Raw genomic sequence first — 23,843 nt, forward strand, 5'->3', positions numbered from 1 at the left:
CGCAAGTCACTGTTGGCCTGCCTGCGCCGTCAACCGGGCCACCACGTCGTCACGCAACGAGTCGGGCTCGAGTGCCACCGCGTCGGGACCGTAGCTGGCGACCTCGCGGGCCAGCCGGTCGAACATTCCGATGTCGATGGTGATGACCTCGCCCGCGCGGCCGTTGTGTGTCTGCGGAGTCGCCGATGCGGCCTGTCGACGCAACGCGGTGCCCTTGCCGTCGGCGATCCACACCCGCGCCTGGCCGCCCGATGGCCACTCGCCCACTGCGCGTTCGACGACTTCGCGTAGGTCGACGCCCTGTGGTCGCTTGACCGCGCCGGGCGGTCCGACCGTGGTCACCTCGGCGCCGATGCGAGAGAGCCGGAACGTGCGTGTGGCGTCGCGGTCGCGGTCGTGTCCCACCAGATACCAGCGGCCCCGGTGCGTGATGACGCCCCAGGGTTCCACCGTGCGAGTGGTGTAGGGGTCGCTGCGCGACGGCCGGTGCGGGAACTGCACGGCTTGTCCGGAGTCGATGGCGGACAACAGGATTCCCAAGACCTCCTCGGAGCCGCGCAGCCCGGGCAGTGCCCCGGTCGACGTGATCGCCGGTGCGGCCTCCACGGCGTCGATGTCGATGCCCGCCGCGCGCAGTTTCAGCAACGCGCCCTGGGTGGCGGTGATGAGCTCCGGCGATTCCCACAGCTGGGTGGCCACGGCGACGGCGGCCGCCTCGTCGGGGGTCAGTTCGACCGTGGGCAGCGCGTATGCCTCCCGGTTGATCCGGTAGCCCTCGGTCGGGTCGAACTGCGAGACCCGCCCGGTCTCCAGCGGAATGCCCAAGTCGCGCAACTCGTTCTTGTCGCGCTCGAACATGCGGGAGAAGGCTTCATCACTGGCGCTGTCGGCGTATCCCGAAACCGTCTGGTGGATCCGCTCGGCGGTGATGAAGTTGCGCGTCGACAGGAGTGCGATCACGAGGTTCATCAGCCGTTCGACTTTGGAGATCGCCACTCGACCCAGCTTAGGGTGTGCCGCCCACCGGCCGAGCGCTCAGCCTCGTACCAGTTTTCGCGCCGAAACCGCACACAGGTGAGCGCTCACGCTGCCGCCGCCTGGACGAGGACGCGCCGCCGGCCCCTCCAACTGCCGAGCGTCGGGATTCTGACGGGTTTCGGCCAATTTTGCGCCATAAACCCGACGCCCGGCGGGGCGAACTGAGCGAGCACCTCCCGAGCGCAGCGAGGGGATTCCCGCGAGCGCCTACATGGAGGCGATGAGCCGCTTCACCCGCTCGTCGACCGACCGGAACGGGTCCTTGCACAACACCGTGCGCTGCGCCTGATCGTTGAGCTTGAGGTGCACCCAGTCGACGGTGAAGTCGCGGCCGGCCTCCTGCGCGGCGCTGATGAACTCCCCGCGCAGTTTGGCCCTGGTGGTCTGCGGCGGCGTGTTGACGGCCGCCTCGATGTCCTCGTCGGTGGTGATCCGCGCGGCCAGTCCCTTGCGCTGCAGCAGATCGAACACTCCGCGACCGCGCTTGATGTCGTGATAGGCGAGGTCGAGTTGGCTGATCTTCGGGTCGGACAGCTCCATGTTGTAGCGGTCCTGATAGCGCTGGAACAGCTTTCGTTTGATGACCCAGTCGATCTCGGTGTCGACCTTGGCGAAGTCCTGGCTCTCCACGGCGTCGAGTTGGCGTCCCCACAGGTCGACGACCTGTTGGATCTGGGTGTTGGGCTCCCGGCTCTGCAGGTACTCGACGGCGCGGGCGTAGTACTCGCGCTGGATGTCCAGGGCGCTGGCCTGCCTGCCGCCGGCCAGGCGTACCGGGCGCCGGCCGGTCAGGTCGTGGCTGACCTCCCGGATCGCGCGGATCGGGTTGTCCAGCGAGAAGTCGCGGAACGCGATTCCGGCCTCGATCATCTCGAGCACCAGCGACGCCGTGCCCACCTTGAGCATCGTGGTGGCCTCGCACATGTTCGAGTCGCCGACGATGACGTGCAGCCTGCGGTACTTCTCGGCGTCGGCGTGCGGTTCGTCGCGGGTGTTGATGATCGGGCGCGACCGGGTGGTGGCCGAGGACACGCCCTCCCAGATGTGCTCGGCGCGCTGACTCAGGCAGAACGTCGCGGCCTTGGGAGTTTGCAGCACCTTGCCCGCACCGCAGATCAACTGGCGGGTGACCAGGAACGGCAGCAGCACGTCGGAGATGCGCGAGAACTCTCCGGCTCTGACGATCAGGTAGTTCTCGTGGCAACCGTAGGAGTTGCCCGCGGAGTCGGTGTTGTTCTTGAACAGGTAGATGTCGCCGCCGATGCCCTCGTCGGCCAACCGCTGTTCGGCGTCGATGAGCAGATCCTCGAGCACCCGCTCACCCGCCCGGTCGTGGGTGACCAACTGCGTGAGGCTGTCGCACTCGGCGGTGGCGTACTCGGGGTGGCTGCCCACGTCGAGGTAGAGCCGGGCGCCGTTCCGGAGAAAGACATTCGAACTGCGGCCCCACGACACGACGCGCCGGAACAGGTAGCGCGCCACCTCGTCGGGGCTGAGCCGACGGTGGCCGTGGAACGTGCAGGTGACACCGAATTCGGTCTCGATGCCCATGATCCGTCGCTGCACCTCATCGAGACTACTTGTTGCTCGGCGGTCGCGGTGGGCAAGCCGCGCCGAAGAAGGCAGCGGACATCGGGGTGGACACCCTCCGCGCGGTCCGTAAGGACGGCCACGAGCTTGGCCCTGTGGATAACTTCAGCAGCGCGGACGTCGGTTCTGTCAGCATGAGCCATGGGGGAAATCGTCGAGGTCGACGTGTCGCAGCTGCGCACCGTCGCCCAGAAGGTCATGACCGCCGCCGACCGGATCGCCGAGATGCGTTGGCCCGAATTGAATCCGGGTGAGCTGCCCGGCGCGGCCGTCGCCGACGTCGCCGCGACAGCGCCCGTCGCGCCCGGGCTCGCCGAGGTCGTCGCCAACATGCGCGGCTGGGCCCTCGCGGCGCGAATCTCCGCGGACGCGTTCGAGCGCGCCGAGCAACGCACCGCCGTCCGCGTCGGACGGTGACGCGGCCGACCATCGGCCAGGCCCAAGCCTGGTCTCCGGGCGCGCTGAGCCGGCTGGCCGACGGGTGGGGCCGCAACGCCCGGTCCGTGTGCGTGCACGCCGACGCCCTGGCCGCCGAATTCAGCTTCTGGACCGGTGCCGCCGCCGACACGGCCCGCCAGCGCGCGAAAAGCATTGTGGCGACGGCCGATACGCTCTCGCGCGCACTGGTGCTCGCCGCCGCGGCGGCCCGCGACGGCGCCGCCCAGATCGGCGCCGCCCGAGCCGACGTGATGGCCGTGGTCGCCACCGCGCGCGCCGAGGGGTTTTCCGTCGACGACGCCGGGGCGGTCGCGGTGCACGACCCGCCGTCGCCGCTGCTGGTCGCGCTGTCCGGAGGTGCCCCGCCGGTCGCCGTCGAGATGCTCACCCTGCGTGCGGCCGAGCTGACCGGCCGACTCGCCGAGGCACTGGACCGGCTCGAGGCCGCCGACGCCGACGCTGCGGCCGACATCGCCGAGGCCTTCGTGCTGCCTGCCGCCGGTAGTCAGGCCGCCGATGCCGACGTCGTCGCCGCATGGCCGGTCACCAGCCAGGACCGGATCGCCGATCAGATCGCGGCCATGACACCCGAGCAGCGGCAGCGGCTGATCGACGACTTCCCCTCGCAGGTGGGCAACACCGACGGCGTGCCGTGGCAGATGCGGGTCGAGGCCAACCGCACCAACGTGGCGCAGGCCGTGCTGCGCGAACCCGACCCGCAGCGGCTCACGGTGTACCGGGACCTGCTCGGCGAGATCGACGATCCCGCAGGCGGACACGCCCGCCTGGACCGCCAGGTGCTCGCCTTCGACCCCCGCCGTTCATCGCTGGTCGAACTGCACGGCAACGTCGCAACGGCCTCCAGCGTCGCCGTGCTCGTACCGGGGCTGAACACGACGATCACCGGCTCGGCGGCCAACGTCGGGACCGCGCGCAGGTTCGTCTCGGCGACCCGCGGCGACGTCGCCGCCATCACCTATCTCGGCGGGCCGTTTCCGCGCGGCGACAACGTCGTGAGCGGTCTGGCGGCGGCGGCCGACCCGCGCTACGCGCAGGCCATGGCGCCGCGGCTGGTCGCCTTCACCGAAGACGTCGATCGCACGGTGGACTCGACGGGCCGCCGGATCCCCGTCACCGTCGTCGGCCACTCCTACGGCGGGTCGATCGTGGGCACCGCGGAGGCGTTGGGCATGACCTCGGACCGCACGATGTACGTCGCCGCCGCGGGGGCGGGCGTCGGGGTGCATGAGCCCGGTGACTGGCACAACAGAAACCCACATGTGTTGCGCTTCTCCATGACACCGCCCGGCGACCTCATCGCGGCCGTGCAGGGCATCCCGGGCGGCCCGCACGGCGCCGATCCCGACGAGATGGCCGGTGTGATCACGTTGCCCGCCGGCCGGTACGACGACGGGCGCCCAATGGCCGGCCCCAGCGCCCATTCCGACGTGCTGAACGCGCCCTCGGACGCGTGGCGCGCGATCCTCGGGGTCATCACCGGTGATATCGGCAGGGATCGTCCAACCTCACAACAACCGGGATGACATCTGGCCAGAATAAGCCGGTGTGGTCGCGCAGCTCGCCCGTCGACGGGTTCCGGCTCGCCTACGACCGGTTCGGCACCAGGGGCGCGTCGCCGGTGGTACTGCTGCACGGCTGGCCCGGAAACCGCCACGACTATCGCCGGGTGGTGCCTCTGCTCGGGGATGCCGTCGATGTCGTCGTGCCGGACCTGCGGGGGTTTGGCGGCTCGGACAAACATGCGGTTGCGATCCGGCACTTCTACAGCGCGACCGCGCAGGCCGGCAGCATCATCGGCCTGATCAAGGAGCTCGAGCTGTCCGAGGTGGTGCTCGCCGGCTACGACGTCGGCAGCCGCGTCGCGCAGAGCGTCGCTCGCATGCAGCCGGATCTGGTGTGCTCGCTGGTGCTGTCCCCGCCGCTGCCCGGTGCCGGTGACCGCGTCCTGACCGCGAAAGCGCAGAGCGAGTTCTGGTATCAGTCCTTCCACCAGTTGCCGCTGGCGGGCCAGCTGCTCGACGGGAACCCCGATCTGGTCCGCGACTACCTACGGCACTTCTGGACGCATTGGTCAGGGCCGAATTTCGCCGTGTCAGAAGACGATCTAGAACGACTGGTGGCCGACTACGGTCTGCCCGGCGCGTTCACCGCGTCGATCGCGTGGTACCGCGCGGGCGCCGGGATGATCGCCCAGTCGCTCACCGAACTGCCGCCCGAGCGTGCCATCAAGATCCACGTACCCACCGATGTGGTGTGGCCGCACCACGATCCGTTGTTCCCGGCCGCATGGTCGGACCGACTCGGGCACTACTTCAGCGACGTGCACGTGCACTTCGCTTACGACGCGGGACATTTCACGCCGCTGGAATGCCCTGAGCAGTTCGCCGAACTCATCCTCATCCGGGCGCGGCCGACGCCGGCCGCCGGCTGACCTACTCTCCGGCGGGTTCGGAGTCCTGCGGAGTCTCCTCCACCGCGGGCAGCAGCGTCTCCAGGGCGGAGCCGGTGATCCGACGGAACGCGCGCCGTGGCCGATTGGCGTCCAGGATCGCCACCTCGAGTGTCGAGGGACCCAGCACGCGCTGTTCGGTGCCACCGTTACCCGCGGCGTGCAGCGCGTCGATCGCGATCTTCATCGCATCTTCCAGGCCGGCGTTCTCGGTGTAGGAGTCGTTGAGGGCAGCGATGATCGGTTCCGTCGTTCCGCCCATGACGACGAAGTGGGGCTCGTCGGCGATCGACCCGTCATAGGTGATGCGGTACATCTCCGGAGGTTTGGACTCGCCGTAGTGTGCGACCTCCGCGACACACAACTCGACTTCGTAGGGCTTGGCCTGTTCGGTGAAGATGGTGCCCAGTGTCTGGGCGTAGATGTTGGCCAACTGACGTCCGGTGACGTCGCGGCGGGCGTAGGCGTAACCCCTGGTGTCGGCGTACTGGATGCCCCCGCGGCGCAGGTTGTCGAACTCGTTGAACCGCCCGACGGCGGCGAACCCCACCCGGTCGTAGAGCTCGCTCACCTTCTGCAGCGAGCGGGACGGGTTCTCGGCGACGAACAGCACCCCGTCGGCATAGGCCAGCGCCACGACGCTGCGCCCCCTGGCGATACCCTTGCGCGCGAGCTCGGACCGCTCACGCATCGCCTGTTCGGGCGAGATGAAATAGGGAAAGCTCACGAATCTCCCCGCGCATCGGTCGAACGGTGGACAGCGTCCGGGCCGAACGTGTCAGCGCGCGAACGGTTTTCGATCACCAAACGGGCGAACTCGGCGATGCGCTCCTCGGTCACCTCTTCGGCGCCGTCGGCGTCGATGATCACCGCGGTCGGGTAGATACCGCGCACGAGGTCGGGCCCACCGGTCGCCGAATCGTCGTCGGCGGCGTCGTAGAGCGCCTCGATGGCCACCCGCAGCGCCGAATCACCGTCCGTCACTTGCGAATACAGTTTCTTCATCGACGACTTGGCGAAGATGGAGCCCGAGCCCACCGACTGGTAGCCCTCTTCCTCGAAGTTCCAGCCGCCCGCCGCGTCGAAGGACACGATGCGCCCTGCCGCTTGCGGGTTGGGGTCGTCGACGTCGTAGCCGGCGAGCAGCGGCAGCGCGACGAAACCCTGCAGGGCCGCACCGAGGTTGCCGCGCACCATGGTCGCGAGCCGGTTCACCTTGCCTGGGAAGGTCAGAGCGACGCCTTCCAGCTTCTCGTAATGCTCGAGTTCGACGGCGTAGAGGCGGGCGAACTCGACGGCGATGGCCGCCGTCCCGGCGATACCCGTGGCCGTGTAATCGTCGGTGATGTACACCTTCTGCACGTCGCGGCTGGCGATCATGTGGCCCTGGGTGGCGCGGCGGTCACCGGCCATGACCACGCCCCCCGGGAACTTCAGCGCGACGATCGTGGTGCCGTGGGGCGCGAAGTCGGAATGGGCGTCGCCTGCATGGGCGGCGGCCCGGTGGGCGGGTAGAAGTTCGGGCGCCTGGCGGCGCAGGAGTTCAGAGAAGGACGACAGGTCCACGGGAACGGATGGAGCTCCAGGTAGGGGCGAGGGAAAGGCCAGCTGATCGCGGTGCGGCCAGGTCACTGTCCACCCTTCTGGACGTATGCGCGCACGAAGTCCTCGGCGTTCTCCTCGAGGACGTCGTCGATCTCGTCGAGCAGGTCGTCGGTGTCCTCGGCCAGCTTCTCGCGACGCTCCTGCCCGGCGGCCGTGCTGCCGGTGAGGTCGTCGTCCTCGCCGCCACCACCGCCACGCTTGGTCTGCTCCTGAGCCATCGCTGCCTCCTGCGTAAGTTGTCGGCGGGCTCACTGCTGCCCGCCGTGACTCCACATTACCGGTCGCCGCGCTGATTGCCTGCGATAGCGCGCCTAGTTGGTGAGCTGTTCTACCAATTCCACGGCGCTGTCCACGGAGTCCAGAAGGGCTCCGACGTGCGCCTTACTGCCCCGCAGCGGCTCCAGGGTGGGAATCCGGACCAGCGAATCACCGCCCAAATCGAATATCACCGAGTCCCAACTCGCCGCGGCGATGTCGGCCCCGAAGCGGCGCAGGCACTCACCGCGGAAGTACGCGCGCGTGTCGGTCGGCGGGTTGTCGACCGCGTCCAGCACCTGCTGCTCGGTCACCAGCCGCTTCATCGACCCGCGGGCCACCAGCCGGTTGTAGAGGCCCTTGTCCAGCCGCACGTCGGAGTACTGCAGGTCGACCAGATGCAGCCGCGGCGCCGACCAGCCCAGGTTCTCGCGATGACGGAAACCTTCGAGCAGGCGCAGCTTGGCCGGCCAGTCCAGGATCTCCGCGCACTCCATCGGATCGCGCTCCAGCAGGTCGAGGACTTCGGCCCACATCTTGACGATGTCGGCGGCCCGCGGATCCGGATCACGGCTGTCCACGAGCTTGGCCACCCGGTCGAGATACATCCGTTGCAGCGCAAGGCCGGTCACCTCGCGACCGTCGGCCAGCGCGACGGTGGCGCGCAGCGACGGGTCGCGGCTGATCACATGCACCGCGTGCACGGGACGGGCCAGCGCGAGATCGCTGAGATCCATCCCCTCTTCGATCAGGTCCAGCACCAGCGCGGTGGTGCCGAGCTTGAGATACGTCGAGGTCTCCGACAGGTTCGCGTCGCCGATGATCACGTGCAGCCTGCGGTACTTGTCGGCGTCGGCGTGCGGCTCGTCGCGGGTGTTGATGATGCCGCGCTTGAGCGTCGTCTCGAGGCCAACCTCCACCTCGATGTAGTCCGAGCGCTGCGACAGCTGGAAGCCCGGCTCGTCGCCGGAGGGACCGATGCCCACACGCCCCGAACCGGTCACGACCTGGCGCGACACCAGGAACGGCGTCAGCCCGGCGATCACCGCGGAGAACGGGGTCTGCCGGCTCATCAGGTAGTTCTCGTGCGACCCGTAGGACGCGCCCTTACCGTCGACGTTGTTCTTGTAGAGCTGCAGTTTCACGGCGCCGGGCACGCTGGCGACGTGCCGCGCGGCGGCCTCCATCACCCGCTCGCCCGCCTTGTCCCAGATCACGGCGTCCAGCGGGTCGGTGCACTCGGGTGCGGAGTACTCCGGGTGGGCGTGGTCGACGTACAGGCGGGCGCCGTTGGTCAGGATCATGTTCGCCGCGCCGACCTCGTCCGCGTCGACGACCGGCGGCGGCCCTGCCGACCGGCTGAGGTCGAACCCGCGGGCGTCGCGCAGCGGCGATTCCACCTCGTAGTCCCAGCGCGTGCGCTTGGCGCGCTGGATCCCGGCCGCCGCGGCGTACGCGAGCACAGCCTGGGTCGAGGTCAGAATCGGATTCGCGGTCGGGTCGGACGGCGACGAGATGCCGTACTCGACCTCGGTCCCGATAATCCGTTGCATGTCGCCAAGCCTAGGTGACGGCGGAAAGTAGCCTGCGACCGTGCCATCCGATCCGGTCGATCCCGCACCCATCGATGCGGCGCGGTGGTGGGTGTCGCGCATCCCTCTCCAGCGGGGTCGCCTCGCGGCCGCGGCGGTCGCTGTCGCCGTCGCGGTGCTGGGCGGTGTGTTCGGCGGCCCGAGCCCGTACCTGCCGAGGAACCTGGTGTGGGTGGCGGTGGCCATCGCGGCGATCCTGGCGCTCACCGCGTTGGGCGTCGGCTCGATATTGGGTTGGGCCGCCCGGGTGACTCTCGCGCATCTGAGCGCGGCGGGCTCACTGCTGCTGCGCGCGCTGCCCGTGCTGCTGCTGACGTTCCTGGTGTTCTTCAACTCGCCGGTGTGGCTGATGGCGGCGACGATCTCGCGCACCCGGCTCTGGCTGGCGCTGTCGTTCCTCACCGCGATCGCGGCGGCGTTCGTCGCGTCGGTGATCGTGGACCGGTTGCGCCCCATGGTCAACGACCCCGATCCGGACCCGGGTCACGCCGCAAAGCTGGACGGTACCCCGTTCGCCGACATGCCCGATCCTGCGCGGGTGAAGCCGCTGAGCCGGCCCGAGCGGTGGAACGTGTATTTCGTGCTCGCGGTGTCGCAATTGGCCCACATCCTGGTGGTGGCCACGGTCACCGCACTGTTGTTCCTGGTGTTGGGCCTGATCCTGCTCTCGCCCGAGCTGCTCGCGGCATGGACGCGCAACGGTTCCAGCGACGGGCAAATCCTCGGCATGACGATCCCGGTTCCGGATGCGCTGATCCAGGTGACTTTGTTCCTGGGAGCGTTGACGTTCATGTACGTCAGCGCCCGCGCGGTGGGCGACGACGCCTATCACGACCGGTTCATCGCCCCTCTGCTCGACGATCTGTGGCTCACGCTGACCGCCCGCAACCGCTACCGGGCCGCCGTTCCGGCGCGGTGAGCGCCTGCCGGAGCGAATCTCGCGCACAATATGCCCGTGTCGGACATGCGTCGGGTGCACAACTGGTTCCTGCATCGCGGTCTGCCGCTTGTTCTCACGCGACGGGTTCGCTCCGGGGCGCTGATCGAACGTTCGGCCCCGACAGTCAGCGGTGTCGGAGCGGTGATTTCGCTGACGATGTTGCTGGCCGATCTCACCGGCGATGATCCTGACATCGGCTATGCGATCCGGTTGGGAGTGCTGACTGCGCTGTTGGTGGCGGCTCCGTTCGTGTTACATCTCCTGCACCGCATCGGCACCGCGCACAGCGAGGCCGGCCGACGGTCGGCGGCGTTGGTGGTGATGGCGGTGTTCGTGCTGGGACTTCCGTTCGCCGACAGCGGTTTTTCGGGCATCGCGGCTGTCGAGGCGGTGGGGTTCGCGGTCGTCGCCGTGGTCACGATCTGGCTCACCTATCTCGGTATCGGCGCGATCGCGTTGTGGGCGCTGCGGTTCGCCTGGGTGCAACTCGGCGCGCTCGGAACACTGATGAGCCGGGCGCTGCCGCTGCTGATGCTCACCGTCGTCGTGTACTTCACCGGTGAGCTGTGGCAGCTGGCCGCCCGGATGCCACGCCAACGGCTCTGGCAGACAATCGGTTTCCTGGCCCTGGTCGCGCTGATCTTCGTGGTCACCACGATTCGCGACGAAGTTCGGGCGCTGCGTGAAGATCGCGCCGAACAAAACGACCCGGCCACGCTGCTCGAGGGCACACCGCTGGCCGTCGCGCCCCGCACGCGCCTGGAACGCACGCCGCTTTCGCTGGCCGAACAGGTCAATGTCGTTGCGGTGATGGTGTTTTCCCAGACGATCCAGGTGGTGTTTTTCACGACCGGACTGTTCATATTCTTCCTCGCGCTCGGCATCGTCGCCGTCCCTGACGATGTCGCGGTGCTGTGGGCCTCGGAGCAGTCCTGTCCGGTCGGTGAACCGCCCTGCCCGGGAACGTGGTTCGGCGTCAACGTGCCGGTGCCGCAGACCATCGTGCACGTATCGCTTTTCGTCGCCGTGTTGTCGGGGTTGTACTTCACGGTCAGCACCAGCGTGGACCCGTTGTACCGCGAGCGCTTCTTCGACCCGCTGATCGCCGACGTCGCGGTCAGCCTGGCCGGCCGCGACGCCTACCGCGCGATGGAGGCCACCAACGAGTAACTGTTGGCGAGATCGTCCTGCGTCACGCAGGCGTCCTCGGTGGCGGTGTCGACCACGAGCGGCGATGTCGGGGTGCGCGCCCGATAGGACCAGCCATCGGGCAGCGACAGCCTGGCGGCGAGGCCGGGAAGGTCGCTCAGCGTGAGCGACGGGTCGACCGTCTGGCTGAACGTCTGCATGACCCACTGCCTGCCGTCCGGGTCGACGAGTTCGTAGATCTCGCGGCCCGCATCGAAGGTGAAGACCGCCTTCCGGTCCACCCGGTTCAGCTGATACGGGGCCGGATTCATCGACGCGAGCTTGACGGTGGCTTGGCGCAGCATCTCGATGCCACCGAAGCTCTTGCGCTCCAATGTCTCCCGGCCCTTCTTGCCGATGCTGCTCATCAGCCAGTACCGCGGCCCGTTGAGCAGTGTGGCCACAGCGCCGTTCTCTTGGGCGATCGCCTGCGCGTCGAGCGCGTTCCACAGGTCGGCCGGGCAGTCGTTGAGCGGAAACGAGTTGTACACCGTGGCTTCGGCACCCGACGGTGTGGACCTGACGAGCAGCACTTCGCCGTACCGCTTGCCGAAAACACCGTCCGTGACCGACAGTTCGTCCGCAGACATGACGCGACGGTATCCCTCGGCGCGCGCGAGCGTGCGCGAATTGCTGCACAACTGCGGCGCGCCGTGTACAAACACGCCCGCTCGCGGCCGAAAAGGTGAGGTGAGCTACAGGTACTGACCCAGGTTGGACTCGGTGTCGATCGCCCGGCTGGCCGACGAGCTCTTGCCGGTGACCAACGTGCGGATGTAGACGATCCGCTCGCCCTTCTTGCCTGAGATCCGTGCCCAGTCATCGGGATTGGTGGTGTTGGGCAGATCTTCGTTCTCGGCGAACTCGTCGACGATCGAGTCCAGCAGATGCTGGATCCGCAGACCCTTGCTGCCGGTCTCCAGCACCGACTTGATGGCGTACTTCTTGGCCCGATCGACGACGTTTTGGATCATCGCACCGGAGTTGAAGTCCTTGAAGTACATGACCTCTTTGTCACCGTTGGCGTACGTCACCTCGAGGAAGCGGTTGTCGTCGATCTCGGCGTACATCCGGTCGACGACCTTCTCGATCATCGCCTTGATCGTCAGCGAGCGGTCGCCGTCGAACTCCGCGAGGTCGTCCTCGTTGACCGGCAGCTCTTCGGTGAGGTACTTGCTGAAGATGTCTTGGGCCGCTTCGGCATCCGGACGCTCGATCTTGATCTTGACGTCCAGGCGGCCGGGCCGCAGGATCGCCGGATCGATCATGTCCTCGCGGTTGGAGGCGCCGATGACGATGACGTTCTCCAGCCCCTCGACGCCGTCGATCTCCGAAAGCAGCTGCGGCACAACCGTCGTCTCCACATCTGAGCTCACACCGGTGCCGCGGGTACGGAAGATCGAGTCCATCTCGTCAAAGAACACGATCACCGGGGTGCCCTCGGAGGCCTTCTCCCGCGCGCGCTGGAAGATCAACCGGATGTGACGCTCGGTCTCACCGACGAACTTGTTCAGCAGCTCTGGGCCCTTGATGTTGAGGAAGTAGCTCTTCGCCTCGCGGGCGTCGTCACCACGCACCTCGGCCATCTTCTTGGCCAGCGAGTTGGCCACCGCCTTGGCGATCAGCGTCTTACCGCAGCCGGGCGGACCGTAGAGCAGCACACCCTTGGGCGGGCGCAGCGAGTACTCCCGGTACAGCTCCTTGTGCAGGAACGGCAGTTCGACGGCGTCGCGGATCTGCTCGATCTGGCGGCCCAGGCCGCCGATGTCGTTGTAGCTGACGTCGGGCACCTCTTCGAGCACGAGGTCCTCGACCTCGGCCTTGGGGATGCGCTCGAACGCGTATCCGGCCTTGGTGTCGACCAGCAGCGAGTCCCCCGGGCGCAGCTTGCGGGGACGGCTGTCGTCGTTCAGGTCGTCGTCGTAGCGCTCCGGCAGGTCCTCGGCCGCAACCAGGGGCTCGGCGAGCCAGACGATGCGCTCCTCATCGGCATGCCCGACCACCAGCGCGCGGTGCCCGTCGGACAGAATCTCGCGCAGTGTGCTGATCTCGCCGACCGCCTCGAAGTTGCCGGCCTCCACGACCGTCAGGGCCTCGTTGAGGCGGACGGTCTGGCCCTGCTTGAGCAACTTGGTGTCGATGTTCGGCGAGCACGTCAGCCGCATCTTGCGCCCGGACGTGAACACGTCGACGGTGTCGTCGTCCTGGACGCCGAGCAGCACTCCGTATCCGCTCGGCGGCTGGCCCAGGCGGTCGACCTCCTCGCGCAACGCGAGCAGCTGCTGACGGGCCTCCTTGAGGGTCTCCATCAGCTTGGTGTTGCGGGCGGCGAGGGAGTCGATGCGCGCCTCGAGCTGATGAACATCTCGGGCGCTGCGCAACCCACTCTGGGGCCCGACCGCGTTCTCCAACTGCTCTCGCAAGACGGCAGCCTCCCGGCGGAGCTCCTCGAGCTCGGCCGCGTCCTCACTGGACAGGCCGGATCCTCGGGCGTCAAAACCCTCTGCGAAAGCGTCAGAACGGTCTGATTCACTCATATTGCGCCCCTCCCCGCACCGAAAGTTGGTGCAGTAACAACTTCAAAGCTACCGGCGATTCAGCCTTTGTGTGCGGTGTAGCAATTCGACACACCTGCACCACTGTTAACCTCTCTGATGTGTTGGTCCGATCGAAAGGAAAATCGTGACCCTGAAAGCCCTCGTTACCGGCGTCGCAGCGGTTGCTGTTGTCGGCGGTGCTGCGGCAGGTGTGACGTCCATTGCATCCTCCAACGTAGCCGCCGCACCGACCGTCACCCCGGTCGTTTGGGACATCCCGATGCCGCAGGCCCCGGCTCCCGAACTCGAAGGCGCGCTTCTGCAGACGCTGCAGGCGCTCGGCACGTCCGGCACGGCCGCTAGCAAAGCGCCGTACATCCAGGGTGGCATCGGGCGCATCGAGAGCCGCGTTGCCGACACCAAGCTTCGTGAGGCGGCCGCCGAAGGCAAGTTCCCGTTGAGCTTCTCGGTGGCCAACATCGACCAGAACGGCCCCGTCGTGTCGGCCGATGTCACCGCGACCGCCGCCACCGGCGGCACGGCCAGCCAGAACATCCAGTTCGTGCCCGGCCCGAGCCCGACCGGCTGGCAGATGGCCAAGCAGTCGCTGATGGCGCTGCTGTCCGCCGTCGGCTAGGAGTCCGGTGCGCCGCACCGACCGTTTCGCAGTCCTGAGCGCCGTCGCGTTAGCGGCGGCGCTCGGGCTTTGCGGATGTGGCGCCGACGAACCGGTAACCGAATCCCCCGCGGCGACCGAGCCGCCGGTCGCCACGTCGCCGACGGTGCAGCCGCCGGACCCGGGGGCGACGAGCGCACCCCTGCCGCCTCCCGAGGCGCTCACCGACGTGCTGGCGCGCATCGCCGACGCCAATGTTCCCGGAGCCGAGAAGCTCCACCTGATCGAGGACGCCACCGCGGCCGACGGTGAAACGATGGACAAGTTCGCCGTCGCGCTGCGCGACGGCGGCTACGCACCGGCGACTTTCGAGGCGAAAGATCTGATGTGGTCCGACGGCGCCGACGGTGTCGTTCAGGCGATCGTCACCGTGCGGACCGCCAACCCGGCGGCGGGCGAGTTCACGTTCCCGATGCAGTTCCGCTTCGCCGACAACCATTGGCAGCTGACCCGTTCGACGACCGATGCGCTGTTGCAGCTCGGTCCGGCCCCAACGCCGACACCGACGCCGTGAGCCGCCGATGTGGATCGGTTGGCTCGAATTCGACCTGCTGCTCGGCGACGTGCGCTCGCTCAAGCAGAAGCGCTCGGCGATCCGGCCGGTGATCGCCGAACTGCATCGCCGATTCGCCGTCTCGGCCGCCGAAACCGGCGCCCAGGAACTGCACCGGCGGGCCAACGTCGGGGTGGCTCTGGTGGCCGCCGACCGTGGGCATGTCGTCGAGGTACTCGACGCCGCCGAACGTCTGGTGGCCGCGCGCCCGGAGTTCGAGCTGCTGTCGGCGCGGCGCGGCCTGCGGCGCAGCACCGACGACTGACCATCGCGGCCTAACTGGTTGATCGCCCTCACCTCGTGCGTGCAATAAACCCGTCAAGGTCAGGTGCCGAGTTGCCGTTTACGCCGCAGCGGCATCGGCGCCACCGCGCCCGGCGCCAGCTTGCGCGCGCAGACCAAAAACGCCGTGTGGCCGCGCATCGTGTGTTGCGGGCGCACCGCCAGACCGACGACGTGCCAGTTGCGTTGCATGCTCTCCCAGGCCCGAGGCTCGGTCCAGCACTGCTGCTCGCGCAGCGCCTCCACCACTCGCGACAACTGCGTGACGGTCGCGACGTAGACCATCAGCACGCCTCCGGCGACCAGCGCGTCGGCGACCGTGCCCAATACCTCCCATGGAGCGAGCATGTCGAGGACGACGCGGTCGACCTCCGGACCGCTGTAGGTGGTCAGGTCGGCGATCACCAGCTCCCAATTCGCCGGCGCCTCGCCGAAAAAGGTCGCGACATTGCGCTCGGCGTGGTGAGCGTGGTCCTCGCGGACCTCGTAGGAGATCACCCGCCCCTCGGGGCCGACGGCCCGCAGCAGCGAGCACGTCAGCGCGCCGGAGCCGGCACCGGCCTCCAACACCCGGGCGCCGGGGAAGATGTCGCCCTCGTGCACGATCTGCGCGGCGTCCTTGGGGTAGACGACCTGGGCGCCGCGCGGCATCGACATCACGTAGTCGACCAGCAGCGGCCGCAGCACGAGGAACTGGTCGCCGTTGGTGGACTTGACCACGCTGCCCTCAGGCAGCCCGATCACAGAGTCGAGGGCGATGACGCCGCGATGGGTGTGGAACTCCCCGCCGGGCGTCAACACCATCGTGTAGTGACGACCCTTGGCGTCGGTGAGCTGCACCCGATCGCCGACGGCGAACGGACCGGTCCTTGGCACAGTCGTTCAGCCTGCCAGTAGACGCGCCGTCGTGGGTACCGGGGTTGTCGGACAGCGGTCTTAGGCTGGCGTTATGAACGAGCAGGGCGCGCAGAAGCTGCGGCGCCCGGCGCTGTCGCCCTCGCGGGCCGCCGACTTCAAGCAGTGCCCGCTGCTGTACCGCTTCCGCGCGATCGATCGGCTGCCCGAACCGTCCTCGGTCGCCCAGGTCCGCGGTTCGGTGGTGCACGCGGCGCTCGAGCAGCTGTACGCGCTGCCGGCGGCCCAGCGCCGTCCGGAAACCGCGATGACGCTTGTCGAGCCGGCCTGGGACCGCGTGGTCGCCGAACGCCCGGACGTCGCCGACGAGTTCGCCCCCGAGGTGCGGGCCACGCTGCTGAGGGAGGCGCGCGACCTGCTGGCCGGCTACTACCGGCTCGAGGATCCCACCCGCTTCGACCCGGACAGTTGTGAGCAGCGCGTCGAGGTCGAACTGGCGGACGGGACGCTACTGCGCGGCTTCGTCGATCGCATCGACGTCGCCTCCACCGGTGAGCTGCGGGTGGTCGACTACAAGACCGGCAAGGCGCCGCCCGAGGCGCGCGCGCTCGCGGAGTTCAAGGCCATGTTCCAGATGAAGTTCTACGCGGTGGCGCTGCTGCGTTCGCGTGGCGTGCTGCCTGCGCGGCTGCGGCTGCTGTACCTGGCCGACGGTCAGATCCTCGACTACACCCCGGACCTCGACGAGCTGATGCGGTTCGAGAAGACGCTGACCGCCATCTGGCGAGCCATCCAGGACGCCGGAGCCACCGGTGATTTCCGCCCGAAGCCCTCGGCGATGTGCGACTGGTGCGCCCACCACGCGCACTGCCCGGTGTTCGGCGGCACCCCGCCGCCGTACCCGGGTTGGCCCGAGGCACCCGATGAAGGTTCGCCGACCGCCGAGGACATCGTGCTGCGAACGGCGGAGCCTGCGGCGTGAGCCGAGGGCCGGAACGAGCGGGAGCCGAGGCGTGATCGATTGCCATTACCGCCGAATCGGTACCGACAACGAATTCGAGGTCTTCGAGTCCACAGACGGCACCCGCAGCAACTGGAATCCCGAAATCCAGCACGGCTCACCGCCGTTGGCGCTGATGACCAAGCACATCGAGGAGCTGGCCGGCGACTCGGGACTGCGCATCGGGCGCTTGACTCTGGACATCCTGGGGGCGATTCCCGTCGAACAGCTGCGGGTCCGGGCTTGGGTGGAACGCCCGGGCGCGCGAATATCGCTGATGGCCGCCGAGATGCTCCACACCCGGCCCGACGGCACACGGCGGGCGGTGGCCCGCGTGACGGCATGGTTGTTGGCGACCAGCGACACCGCCGACGCGGCCACCGACCGCTATCCCCCACTCATCGAGGGCACCGCCGTGGAGGTGCCCCACGGCTGGGTCGGCGCGAAAGGCTACCTGGAGACGGTGAGCTGGCGGCGCCAACCCGAGACCGGCGAGACCGGACACGTGGTGTGGATGAGTCCGCTTGTCGCGCTTGTTGATTCGGAGCCGACAACCGCGCTACAGCGGCTCGCGATGGTCGTGGACAGCGCCAACGGTGCAGGTGCGGCGTTGGACCCGGAGTCGTTCGTGTTCATGAACACCGACACCGCCGTGCATCTGCACCGCCTGCCAACAGGTAGCGACTTCGCGGTTCGTGCCCGTGGCTCGATCGGCCCCGACGGCATCGGGGTGACCACGGCCGAACTCTTCGATCGGCAGGGCTTCATCGGCACCTCGGCGCAGACCCTGCTGGTGCAACGCCGCCCGTGACCGTCGACCTCCAGTGGCAGTTCGAACTCGTGTGGGCGCTGGCCGACCTGCACTTGGCCGCCCTCACCGATGACGACTTCCTCTGGGAGCCCGCCGAGGTGACGTGGACGGTACGGCCGGATGCGGACGGTGTGTGGCGTGCGGACTGGTCCGCCACGGAACCCCAGCCCATCCCGGCGCCGACGATCGCGTGGCTCACGTGGCACGTCGACTGGTGGTGGTCGAGCGCGATCGATCATCTGACCGGCGAAGCACCGCGGGAGCCCGGCGTCGTCACCTGGCCGGGTGAGGGCGCCGCCGCCGTCGCCCGCCTGCGTCACCTCGCCGACCGCTGGCGAGAGGTGTTGACCGGCGTCGACCCGAACGCCCCCTCGGCGTACCCGTGGGGCGAGGACTCGGGCCACACCGTCGCGCGCACCGCGCTGTGGGTGAACGTCGAATTGACCAAGAACACCGCCGAGATCGGCCAGTTGCGCCTGATACGCGCGGCACACAGGTCGAAGGTCGGGTAGTTCTACCTACCCCCGCCGTCGGCTGCGCCTGCAGGCTGGCGGCATGGACACACCTACCACCTCGCGGACCACCGCCGCCTACTTCCTGCAAGCCGCAATCGCTTTCGGCGTCAGCCTGCTCGGACTGGTCGGCGGGATCTTGTTCCTTCCCCTGGACTCCTGGCAGCGGCTGTTCCTGGGCATGACGGCGCTGTTTCTGGTCACCAGTTCGTTCACCCTGGCCAAGGTGATCCGCGACCAACAGGAAGCCGCCACCATCCGGGTGAGGCTTGATGAGGCCCGGCTCGAGAAACTGATCGCCGAACACAACCCCTTCAGCGCGAGCTGAGCAATATGTCCTTGCGTCTATATAGATAGAATGTAATGCTAGCCGCATGGACGTCTTCGAAGCGGTCGCCGAGCCGAGTCGTCGCGCACTGCTCGACCAGCTCGTCGACGGTGAACGCACCGCGGGTGAACTGGTCGCGAGTCTGCCTGGACTGACCCAGCCGACGGTGTCCCGGCATCTGCGGGTGCTGCGGGAAGTCGGCCTGGTGGAGGTGCGGCCCGACGCGCAGCGCCGCATCTATGCGCTTCGCGCCGACGGACTGATGGCGATCGACGATTGGATCGCGCGTTACCGCCGCATCTGGACCGACCACCTCGCCGCACTGGAGCGTCATCTGGAAGCAAAGCACGGGAGCGGCGATGACTGACCGCAACGGCCGGTTGACCATCGACGGCGAGCGCGCCGTCCTGACGTTCGAACGCCGACTGCCCTATCCGATCGAGGCGGTCTGGAACGCGATCGCCGACCCCGCCGAACGCCGAGAGTGGTTCGGCGCGACGACGATCGAACCGCGGCAAGGCGGGACGATCGAGATGGTGCCCATCGGACCGCCGCTACCTCCGGACCGGATGCGCATGACCGGGCGCATTCTGGTGTGGGATCCGCCGCACGTCCTCGAGCACGAGTGGCGTCAGCCCATCGTCGAGGACAGCACCGTGCGCTACGAACTGACTCCCGACGGCACCGGCACCCTGCTGAAGTTCACCCATCGGGGATTAGGCGTGCGCAACGCCGGCGGGTTCCTCGGCGGAACCCACGCCTACCTGGATCGGCTGCAGGCATACCTGGAACACGCACCGCTACCGGACTGGCTGCGCAGGCGCGCAGAGATCAACAGCACGCAGACAGGATGAGTTGACATGACGCACAACGGATCTGACATCGCCGCACCTGCCGTCGCGGTTGCCTACCACTCGGGTTTCGGGCACACCGCGACACTCGCCGAAGCCGTGGCCGCGGGAGCGCGCGACGCGGGCGCGGTCGTGGCAACCGTTGCCGTCGACCGGATGACCGACGCCGACTGGGACGTTCTGGATTCGGCCGACGGCATCGTGTTCGGGAGCGCGACCTATATGGGCAACGTGTCCGCGGCGTTCCAGGGCTTCGCCGAGTCGACCGGGCGGCGTTGTTTCACCGGCGCGTGGCGCGACAAGGTCGCGGCCGGGTTCACCAATTCCGGCGGTAAAAGCGGCGACAAGTTGAACACGTTGGTGTCGCTGGCGGTGTTCGCAGCGCAGCACCACATGCACTGGGTCAGCCTCGGTCTGCCTCCGGGCTGGAACCATTCGAAGGCGAGCGAGAACGACCTCAACCGGCTCGGCTTCTTTCTCGGCGCCGGCGCGCAGACCGACGTCGACGCTGACCCCGACGGGGTCCACGCCGCCGATGTAGCCACCCACCGTCACCTCGGTCACCGGTTCGCTTTGGTGACACGGCAATTCATCGTCGGCCGCTCGGTCACGGCAGCGGCGCCATCGCCTGCGGCGTCGTAGGCTATGCCCGTTCCCCGCGCGGGAACGCGGTAAAGAACTCGTATGAGGGGTCCTGCGCGTCCATGCGCCCCTGGGCAAGGTTGCCTGACACCGGGTTCTTGACATCGCTCGCGAGAGGCGACGAGAACTCGTGTGTCCAGTCGGCCACGCATTTGCGGTGGGCGAACTTCCACCGATCCTCCCGCTTTGAGTAGCGGTCGAGATAACGGCCGCCGGTGATCAGCACATACCCGACACCAGCACGCTCGGCGCGGTGGTAGGCGACCACGTAGGCCTCCCCTTCGGCGGTATCGGGTCCGGTGATCCGGATGAGGTGATTCGTGACGTTGTGCTGAAGCGTCGCCAGTCCGCCGAGTAAGTCTCCGATCGAGTCGATGAACTCCTCGGCGGTGTTCGTCGCGTTGAAGCCGTGCTCGTCGTGGGCGCCTTTCTCGTACAGAGATTCAGCCAGTGCGACGTCGCCGCGATCCATCGCGCGACAGTAGTTAAGGACGAGATCGCGGATCTCGTCCTTGGCGATCAGTGCATCGAGATTCGGCAGCGCGGCGGGCATGCGTCGACGATATTCGATAGTCCGCCTAGGTCAGCGGCGTCATCTCCTGCAGCATCGTAGGCACCAACTCGCTGACGGTCGGATGGATGTGCATCGTGCGCGAGATCGCAGTGTAGGGAACCCCAGCGGTCATGATGTCGAGTATCGAGTGGATAACCTCGTCACCGCCGACGCCGAGGATCGCCGCACCCAAAATCTGCTCGGTCTCGGCGTCGACGACCACCTTCATGAAGCCTTGCGTCTCCCCTTTTTCCACCGCGCGGCCGACCCGCGTCATCGGACGCTTGCCGACCAACGCTTTTCGACCCGACTCGCGCACCTGCGCCTCGGTCAGACCGGCGCGCCCCAGCGGAGGGTCGATGTAAAGCGCATACGTCGTGATGCGGTCGCTGACCCGGCGCGGGTCGCCGTCGAGCAGGTTCGCCGCGACGATCTCGAAGTCGTTGTACGACGTGTGCGTGAACGCCCCCTTACCGTTGCAGTCGCCCATGGCCCAGATGTGTTCGACGTTGGTGCGCAATCGATCGTCGACGGCGATGTAACCGCGGGCGTCGGTTTCGACCCCGGCGTTCTCGAGCCCCAGGTCGTCGGTGTTGGGGGTGCGCCCGACCGCGATGAGCAGATGAGTACCTGCGATGGGTGCCGCACCGTCGCTCGGGATGACCTCGAAACCGCTGTCGGTCTTGGTGAATCGGATCGCGTCGGCGTCGAGGGCGATATCGATGCCCTCGGCCTCCAGGATGTCTTTGACCGCGGCCGAAACGTCCTCATCCTCACGTGATGTCAGCCGCGGCCCCTTCTCGATCACGGTGACCCCGGCTCCGAAGCGGCGGTACATCTGCGCGAACTCCAGTGCGATGTAGCTGCCGCCGATGATGACGAGATGTTCGGGCACCGTATTGAGTTCGAGAATGCCGACGTTGGTCAGGTAGTCGATGTCGGCGAGCCCGGGCATGTCGGGTGCGACGGCGCGACCGCCGACGTTGAGGAAGATCTGGTCCGCGTGCAGCACTCGGTTGTCGACGCGGATCGTGTGCGGATCGGAGAAGCGTGCGTGGCCGCGGATGAACGTGCATCCGTCCATGCCTTCGAGCCAGGACTCGACGCCGTCGCGGTCATCGAGCACGATCTTGTCCTTGCGCGCCTTGACCTTTGTCATATCGACGCCGATATCGCCTGTGCTGACACCGTATTCGGCACCGCGGCGGGCCAGATGGGCGGCGTGCGCGCTGGCGACCAGGGTCTTGGTCGGGATACATCCGTAGTTCACGCATGTCCCGCCGACGAGTTTGCGTTCGATGACCGCGACCTTCTGCCCCGCCTGCGTGAGCCGGCCCGCCAACGGTGGCCCGGCCTGCCCCGCACCGACGATGATCGCGTCGAATCGTTCTGTCACGGCGGGCCGTTCACACCAGGCTGACCAGGAACACGATCAGGAAGCCGCCACCCACGGCGACGATGTCTTCGAGGATCGCGCCAGGGCGGTCCTGGCCGTTGCGCAGGTCGGCGAACCGCTGACGTGCCGCCGCGCCGCCCATCGTGCCGAGCACCGCGCCGATGACACCCGCGCCGAGCGCACTGAACGTGTGAAAGTACGCACTGCCGATCACCGCGCCGGCGAAGGCGCCCATGATCAGGCGCGTGATGAACTGGGGAGCCGTCTTACGGCTGGGGGTTTTCGGCAGCTGATCGGTGACCAACTCGACGAGCAGAAAGATGGTCAACACGGTGACGGTGATCGGATGTGCCATCCACTCCGACCATTTCCCGTCCACGTCGATCCACCCCAGCAGTGCGCCCCAGGACACCACCGCCGGTGCGGTCAGTGCGCGTAGGCCGGCGATGACGCCGATCAACAGTGCGAGTACCAGAATCAGGACCTGTGTCATGGCGACCTCCGGCCGGCGTTATGGACCTCCGGACGCTAACACGCAGGCCGGAAGGGTTCGCGCTGAATCACAGGCGACAGAATCGGATGTCAGAAGCCAGTATCGCCTTGGCACCGATGGCGGCGAGTTCGTCCATGATCTTGTTGACGTCGCGGCGGGGCACCAGAGCGCGCACCGCCGCCCACGCCGGGTCGGCGAGCGGAGCGATTGTCGGCGACTCCAGGCCGGGGGTCACCGCGACCGCACGGTCGAGAACGCTGCGCGGGCAATCGTAATCGAGCATCAGGTACTGCTGGCCGCGAACCACGCCCTGCACACGGGCCACCAGTTGGGCGCCGGTGGGGCTGTCCGGCGCGCCGTCCCGCTCGATCAGCACCGCCTCGGAGTCACACAGGGAATCGCCGAACGGCACCAGATTGTGCAGTCCCAGTGTTCGTCCGGAGCCCACCACATCGGCGATCGCGTCGGCGACGCCGAGCTGCACGGAGATCTCCACCGCGCCGTCCAGCCGGATCACCGTCGCCTCGATGCCGTGCGCGGCCAGGTCTTTTCGCACCAGGTTCGGGAACGCGGTCGCGATCCGCTTTCCCGCGAGATCCTCGACCCGCCAATCGCGCCCGGCCGGGGCCGCATACCGGAACGACGACGAGCCGAAGCCCAGCGCCAACCGCTCCCGCACCGGCGCATCCGATTCGGCGGCCAGATCGCGGCCGGTAATCCCGAAGTCGAGTTGCCCCGAGCCGACATAGATCGCAATGTCTTTGGGGCGCAGGAAGAAGAACTCGACGTTGTTGGCCGGGTCGATGACCGTCAGGTCTTTTTGGTCGGTGCGGCGCCGGTAGCCGGCTTCGGACAGGACCTCGCTGGCGGGTTCGGAGAGTGTGCCCTTGTTGGGGACGGCGACGCGAAGCATGCGATTCACAGCTTCCGGTAGACGTCGTCGAGGGTGAGTCCGCGAGCGATCATCAGCACCTGTGTCCAGTACAGGAGCTGGCTGATCTCTTCGGTGAGCGCGTCATCGCTCTCGTGTTCGGCCGCCAGCCACACCTCGCCGGCTTCCTCGAGGATCTTCTTGCCGATCCCGTGCACGCCGCCGTCCAGTGCGGCGACGGTGCCGCTACCGGCGGGGCGGGTCCGGGCGCGTTCGCTGAGCTCCGCGAACAGGGCGTCGAAGGTCTTCACGGCACGCGATTGTGTCACGCTCGCACCCGTCGGGTCACGCCGGTTTGCCCGACCCC

29 protein-coding genes are annotated in these 23,843 nt (G+C 67.7%); 15 read left to right on the top strand and 14 right to left on the bottom strand.

Going from position 1 to position 23,843, the window contains the following annotated elements; all coding sequences use genetic code 11:
- Positions 1-6: 6 nt before the first annotated feature.
- The gene (locus CEX87_RS06925; RefSeq protein WP_068199995.1) at positions 7-996 is read right to left on the bottom strand and encodes a helix-turn-helix transcriptional regulator; all 990 of its coding nucleotides are present in this window, start codon (positions 994-996) and stop codon (positions 7-9) included.
- 249 nt (positions 997-1,245) lie between these two features.
- Positions 1,246-2,604 carry a Pup--protein ligase gene (gene pafA / locus CEX87_RS06930; protein WP_094286531.1) on the bottom strand — a complete coding sequence of 453 codons (1,359 nt, stop codon included), beginning with the start codon at positions 2,602-2,604 and terminating at the stop codon, positions 1,246-1,248.
- A gap of 165 nt (positions 2,605-2,769) precedes the next feature.
- On the opposite strand from pafA, the gene CEX87_RS06935 reads away from it, so the two are divergent.
- The 3 genes from CEX87_RS06935 to CEX87_RS06945 are packed head-to-tail and all read left to right on the top strand — an operon-like array spanning position 2,770 to position 5,518.
- The gene (locus CEX87_RS06935; RefSeq protein ID WP_064418275.1) at positions 2,770-3,045 is read left to right on the top strand and encodes a DUF7162 family protein; all 276 of its coding nucleotides are present in this window, start codon (positions 2,770-2,772) and stop codon (positions 3,043-3,045) included.
- A complete protein-coding gene (locus CEX87_RS06940; protein ID WP_068199998.1) occupies positions 3,042-4,610 on the top strand; it encodes an alpha/beta hydrolase in 1,569 nt (522 codons plus the stop codon). Before CEX87_RS06935 ends, CEX87_RS06940 begins: the two co-directional genes overlap by 4 nt.
- Positions 4,607-5,518: an alpha/beta fold hydrolase gene (locus tag CEX87_RS06945; protein ID WP_064393940.1), complete on the top strand. Its 912-nt coding sequence runs from the start codon at positions 4,607-4,609 to the stop codon at positions 5,516-5,518. Before CEX87_RS06940 ends, CEX87_RS06945 begins: the two co-directional genes overlap by 4 nt.
- A 1-nt stretch (position 5,519) precedes the next feature.
- Here CEX87_RS06945 and prcA read toward each other — a convergent pair whose 3' ends face one another.
- From prcA to dop, 4 genes are all read right to left on the bottom strand, one after another.
- Complete coding sequence (gene prcA, locus CEX87_RS06950; RefSeq protein WP_064393941.1) at positions 5,520-6,263, bottom strand: proteasome subunit alpha; 744 nt, start codon at positions 6,261-6,263, stop codon at positions 5,520-5,522.
- Complete coding sequence (gene prcB, locus CEX87_RS06955; RefSeq protein WP_064393942.1) at positions 6,260-7,168, bottom strand: proteasome subunit beta; 909 nt, start codon at positions 7,166-7,168, stop codon at positions 6,260-6,262. The genes prcA and prcB overlap by 4 nt, the downstream gene beginning before the upstream one ends.
- Positions 7,165-7,359, bottom strand: a complete 195-nt coding sequence (locus tag CEX87_RS06960) for a ubiquitin-like protein Pup (RefSeq protein WP_064393943.1) — start codon at positions 7,357-7,359, stop codon at positions 7,165-7,167. The genes prcB and CEX87_RS06960 overlap by 4 nt, the downstream gene beginning before the upstream one ends.
- A 93-nt stretch (positions 7,360-7,452) precedes the next feature.
- Positions 7,453-8,949, bottom strand: coding sequence for a pup deamidase/depupylase (gene dop / locus CEX87_RS06965; RefSeq protein WP_064350045.1), 1,497 nt, complete (start codon positions 8,947-8,949; stop codon positions 7,453-7,455).
- Between the two features lie 40 nt (positions 8,950-8,989).
- Between dop and CEX87_RS06970 the strand changes: the two genes are divergently transcribed.
- Positions 8,990-9,907 carry a hypothetical protein gene (locus CEX87_RS06970; protein ID WP_197506101.1) on the top strand — a complete coding sequence of 306 codons (918 nt, stop codon included), beginning with the start codon at positions 8,990-8,992 and terminating at the stop codon, positions 9,905-9,907.
- 30 nt (positions 9,908-9,937) lie between these two features.
- Positions 9,938-11,098 carry a hypothetical protein gene (locus CEX87_RS06975; RefSeq protein ID WP_064418278.1) on the top strand — a complete coding sequence of 387 codons (1,161 nt, stop codon included), beginning with the start codon at positions 9,938-9,940 and terminating at the stop codon, positions 11,096-11,098.
- On the opposite strand, the gene CEX87_RS06980 is transcribed toward CEX87_RS06975, so the two are convergent.
- On the bottom strand, positions 11,068-11,706 hold the full coding sequence (locus CEX87_RS06980; RefSeq protein ID WP_068200143.1) for a hypothetical protein: 639 nt from the start codon (positions 11,704-11,706) through the stop codon (positions 11,068-11,070). The two genes, CEX87_RS06975 and CEX87_RS06980, sit on opposite strands and share 31 nt — an antisense overlap.
- A gap of 105 nt (positions 11,707-11,811) precedes the next feature.
- Complete coding sequence (arc, locus tag CEX87_RS06985) at positions 11,812-13,653, bottom strand: proteasome ATPase (protein WP_064393945.1); 1,842 nt, start codon at positions 13,651-13,653, stop codon at positions 11,812-11,814.
- A gap of 145 nt (positions 13,654-13,798) precedes the next feature.
- Here arc and CEX87_RS06990 point away from each other — a divergent pair, with 145 nt between their 5' ends.
- The 3 genes from CEX87_RS06990 to CEX87_RS07000 are packed head-to-tail and all read left to right on the top strand — an operon-like array spanning position 13,799 to position 15,147.
- Positions 13,799-14,290, top strand: a complete 492-nt coding sequence (locus CEX87_RS06990) for an MTB12 family secreted protein (RefSeq protein WP_064418279.1) — start codon at positions 13,799-13,801, stop codon at positions 14,288-14,290.
- Positions 14,291-14,297: 7 nt separating this feature from the next.
- Positions 14,298-14,843, top strand: coding sequence for a lipoprotein LppK (lppK, locus tag CEX87_RS06995; RefSeq protein ID WP_068200001.1), 546 nt, complete (start codon positions 14,298-14,300; stop codon positions 14,841-14,843).
- Positions 14,844-14,850: 7 nt separating this feature from the next.
- Entirely contained in the window at positions 14,851-15,147 is a 297-nt protein-coding gene (locus tag CEX87_RS07000; RefSeq protein WP_064418281.1) for a DUF503 domain-containing protein, read from the top strand.
- 59 nt (positions 15,148-15,206) lie between these two features.
- On the opposite strand, the gene CEX87_RS07005 is transcribed toward CEX87_RS07000, so the two are convergent.
- A complete protein-coding gene (locus CEX87_RS07005) occupies positions 15,207-16,040 on the bottom strand; it encodes a tRNA (adenine-N1)-methyltransferase (protein ID WP_064425623.1) in 834 nt (277 codons plus the stop codon).
- A gap of 73 nt (positions 16,041-16,113) precedes the next feature.
- On the opposite strand from CEX87_RS07005, the gene CEX87_RS07010 reads away from it, so the two are divergent.
- From CEX87_RS07010 to CEX87_RS07040, 7 genes are read left to right on the top strand one after another with little or no spacing between them, the layout of a single operon-like run.
- Positions 16,114-17,001: a RecB family exonuclease gene (locus tag CEX87_RS07010; RefSeq protein ID WP_094286535.1), complete on the top strand. Its 888-nt coding sequence runs from the start codon at positions 16,114-16,116 to the stop codon at positions 16,999-17,001.
- A gap of 31 nt (positions 17,002-17,032) precedes the next feature.
- Complete coding sequence (locus CEX87_RS07015) at positions 17,033-17,830, top strand: thioesterase family protein (RefSeq protein ID WP_094286537.1); 798 nt, start codon at positions 17,033-17,035, stop codon at positions 17,828-17,830.
- Complete coding sequence (locus CEX87_RS07020; protein WP_094286539.1) at positions 17,827-18,342, top strand: DinB family protein; 516 nt, start codon at positions 17,827-17,829, stop codon at positions 18,340-18,342. Before CEX87_RS07015 ends, CEX87_RS07020 begins: the two co-directional genes overlap by 4 nt.
- 43 nt (positions 18,343-18,385) lie before the next feature.
- The gene (locus CEX87_RS07025; protein WP_064393953.1) at positions 18,386-18,670 is read left to right on the top strand and encodes a YiaA/YiaB family inner membrane protein; all 285 of its coding nucleotides are present in this window, start codon (positions 18,386-18,388) and stop codon (positions 18,668-18,670) included.
- A gap of 46 nt (positions 18,671-18,716) precedes the next feature.
- Positions 18,717-19,037, top strand: a complete 321-nt coding sequence (locus CEX87_RS07030) for an ArsR/SmtB family transcription factor (protein WP_064393954.1) — start codon at positions 18,717-18,719, stop codon at positions 19,035-19,037.
- On the top strand, positions 19,030-19,524 hold the full coding sequence (locus CEX87_RS07035) for an SRPBCC family protein (RefSeq protein WP_064425626.1): 495 nt from the start codon (positions 19,030-19,032) through the stop codon (positions 19,522-19,524). Before CEX87_RS07030 ends, CEX87_RS07035 begins: the two co-directional genes overlap by 8 nt.
- A gap of 6 nt (positions 19,525-19,530) precedes the next feature.
- On the top strand, positions 19,531-20,163 hold the full coding sequence (locus CEX87_RS07040; protein ID WP_064425627.1) for a flavodoxin family protein: 633 nt from the start codon (positions 19,531-19,533) through the stop codon (positions 20,161-20,163).
- Position 20,164: 1 nt separating this feature from the next.
- Here CEX87_RS07040 and CEX87_RS07045 read toward each other — a convergent pair whose 3' ends face one another.
- The 5 genes from CEX87_RS07045 to CEX87_RS07065 form a co-directional block, all read right to left on the bottom strand.
- Positions 20,165-20,716 carry a nuclear transport factor 2 family protein gene (locus CEX87_RS07045; RefSeq protein WP_094286541.1) on the bottom strand — a complete coding sequence of 184 codons (552 nt, stop codon included), beginning with the start codon at positions 20,714-20,716 and terminating at the stop codon, positions 20,165-20,167.
- A 25-nt stretch (positions 20,717-20,741) separates the two neighbouring features.
- Positions 20,742-22,112 (bottom strand): FAD-containing oxidoreductase, encoded by a 1,371-nt coding sequence (locus CEX87_RS07050; RefSeq protein WP_064425629.1) that lies wholly within the window; start codon positions 22,110-22,112, stop codon positions 20,742-20,744.
- Positions 22,113-22,122: 10 nt separating this feature from the next.
- Positions 22,123-22,605: a DUF4126 family protein gene (locus CEX87_RS07055; RefSeq protein WP_064393959.1), complete on the bottom strand. Its 483-nt coding sequence runs from the start codon at positions 22,603-22,605 to the stop codon at positions 22,123-22,125.
- 67 nt (positions 22,606-22,672) lie between these two features.
- Complete coding sequence (hisG, locus tag CEX87_RS07060) at positions 22,673-23,518, bottom strand: ATP phosphoribosyltransferase (protein WP_064393960.1); 846 nt, start codon at positions 23,516-23,518, stop codon at positions 22,673-22,675.
- Between the two features lie 5 nt (positions 23,519-23,523).
- Positions 23,524-23,805, bottom strand: coding sequence for a phosphoribosyl-ATP diphosphatase (locus CEX87_RS07065; protein ID WP_064393961.1), 282 nt, complete (start codon positions 23,803-23,805; stop codon positions 23,524-23,526).
- Positions 23,806-23,843 lie beyond the last annotated feature (38 nt).

It is taken from the genome of Mycobacterium lehmannii (genome assembly GCF_002245535.1).
GTDB lineage: Bacteria > Actinomycetota > Actinomycetes > Mycobacteriales > Mycobacteriaceae > Mycobacterium > Mycobacterium lehmannii.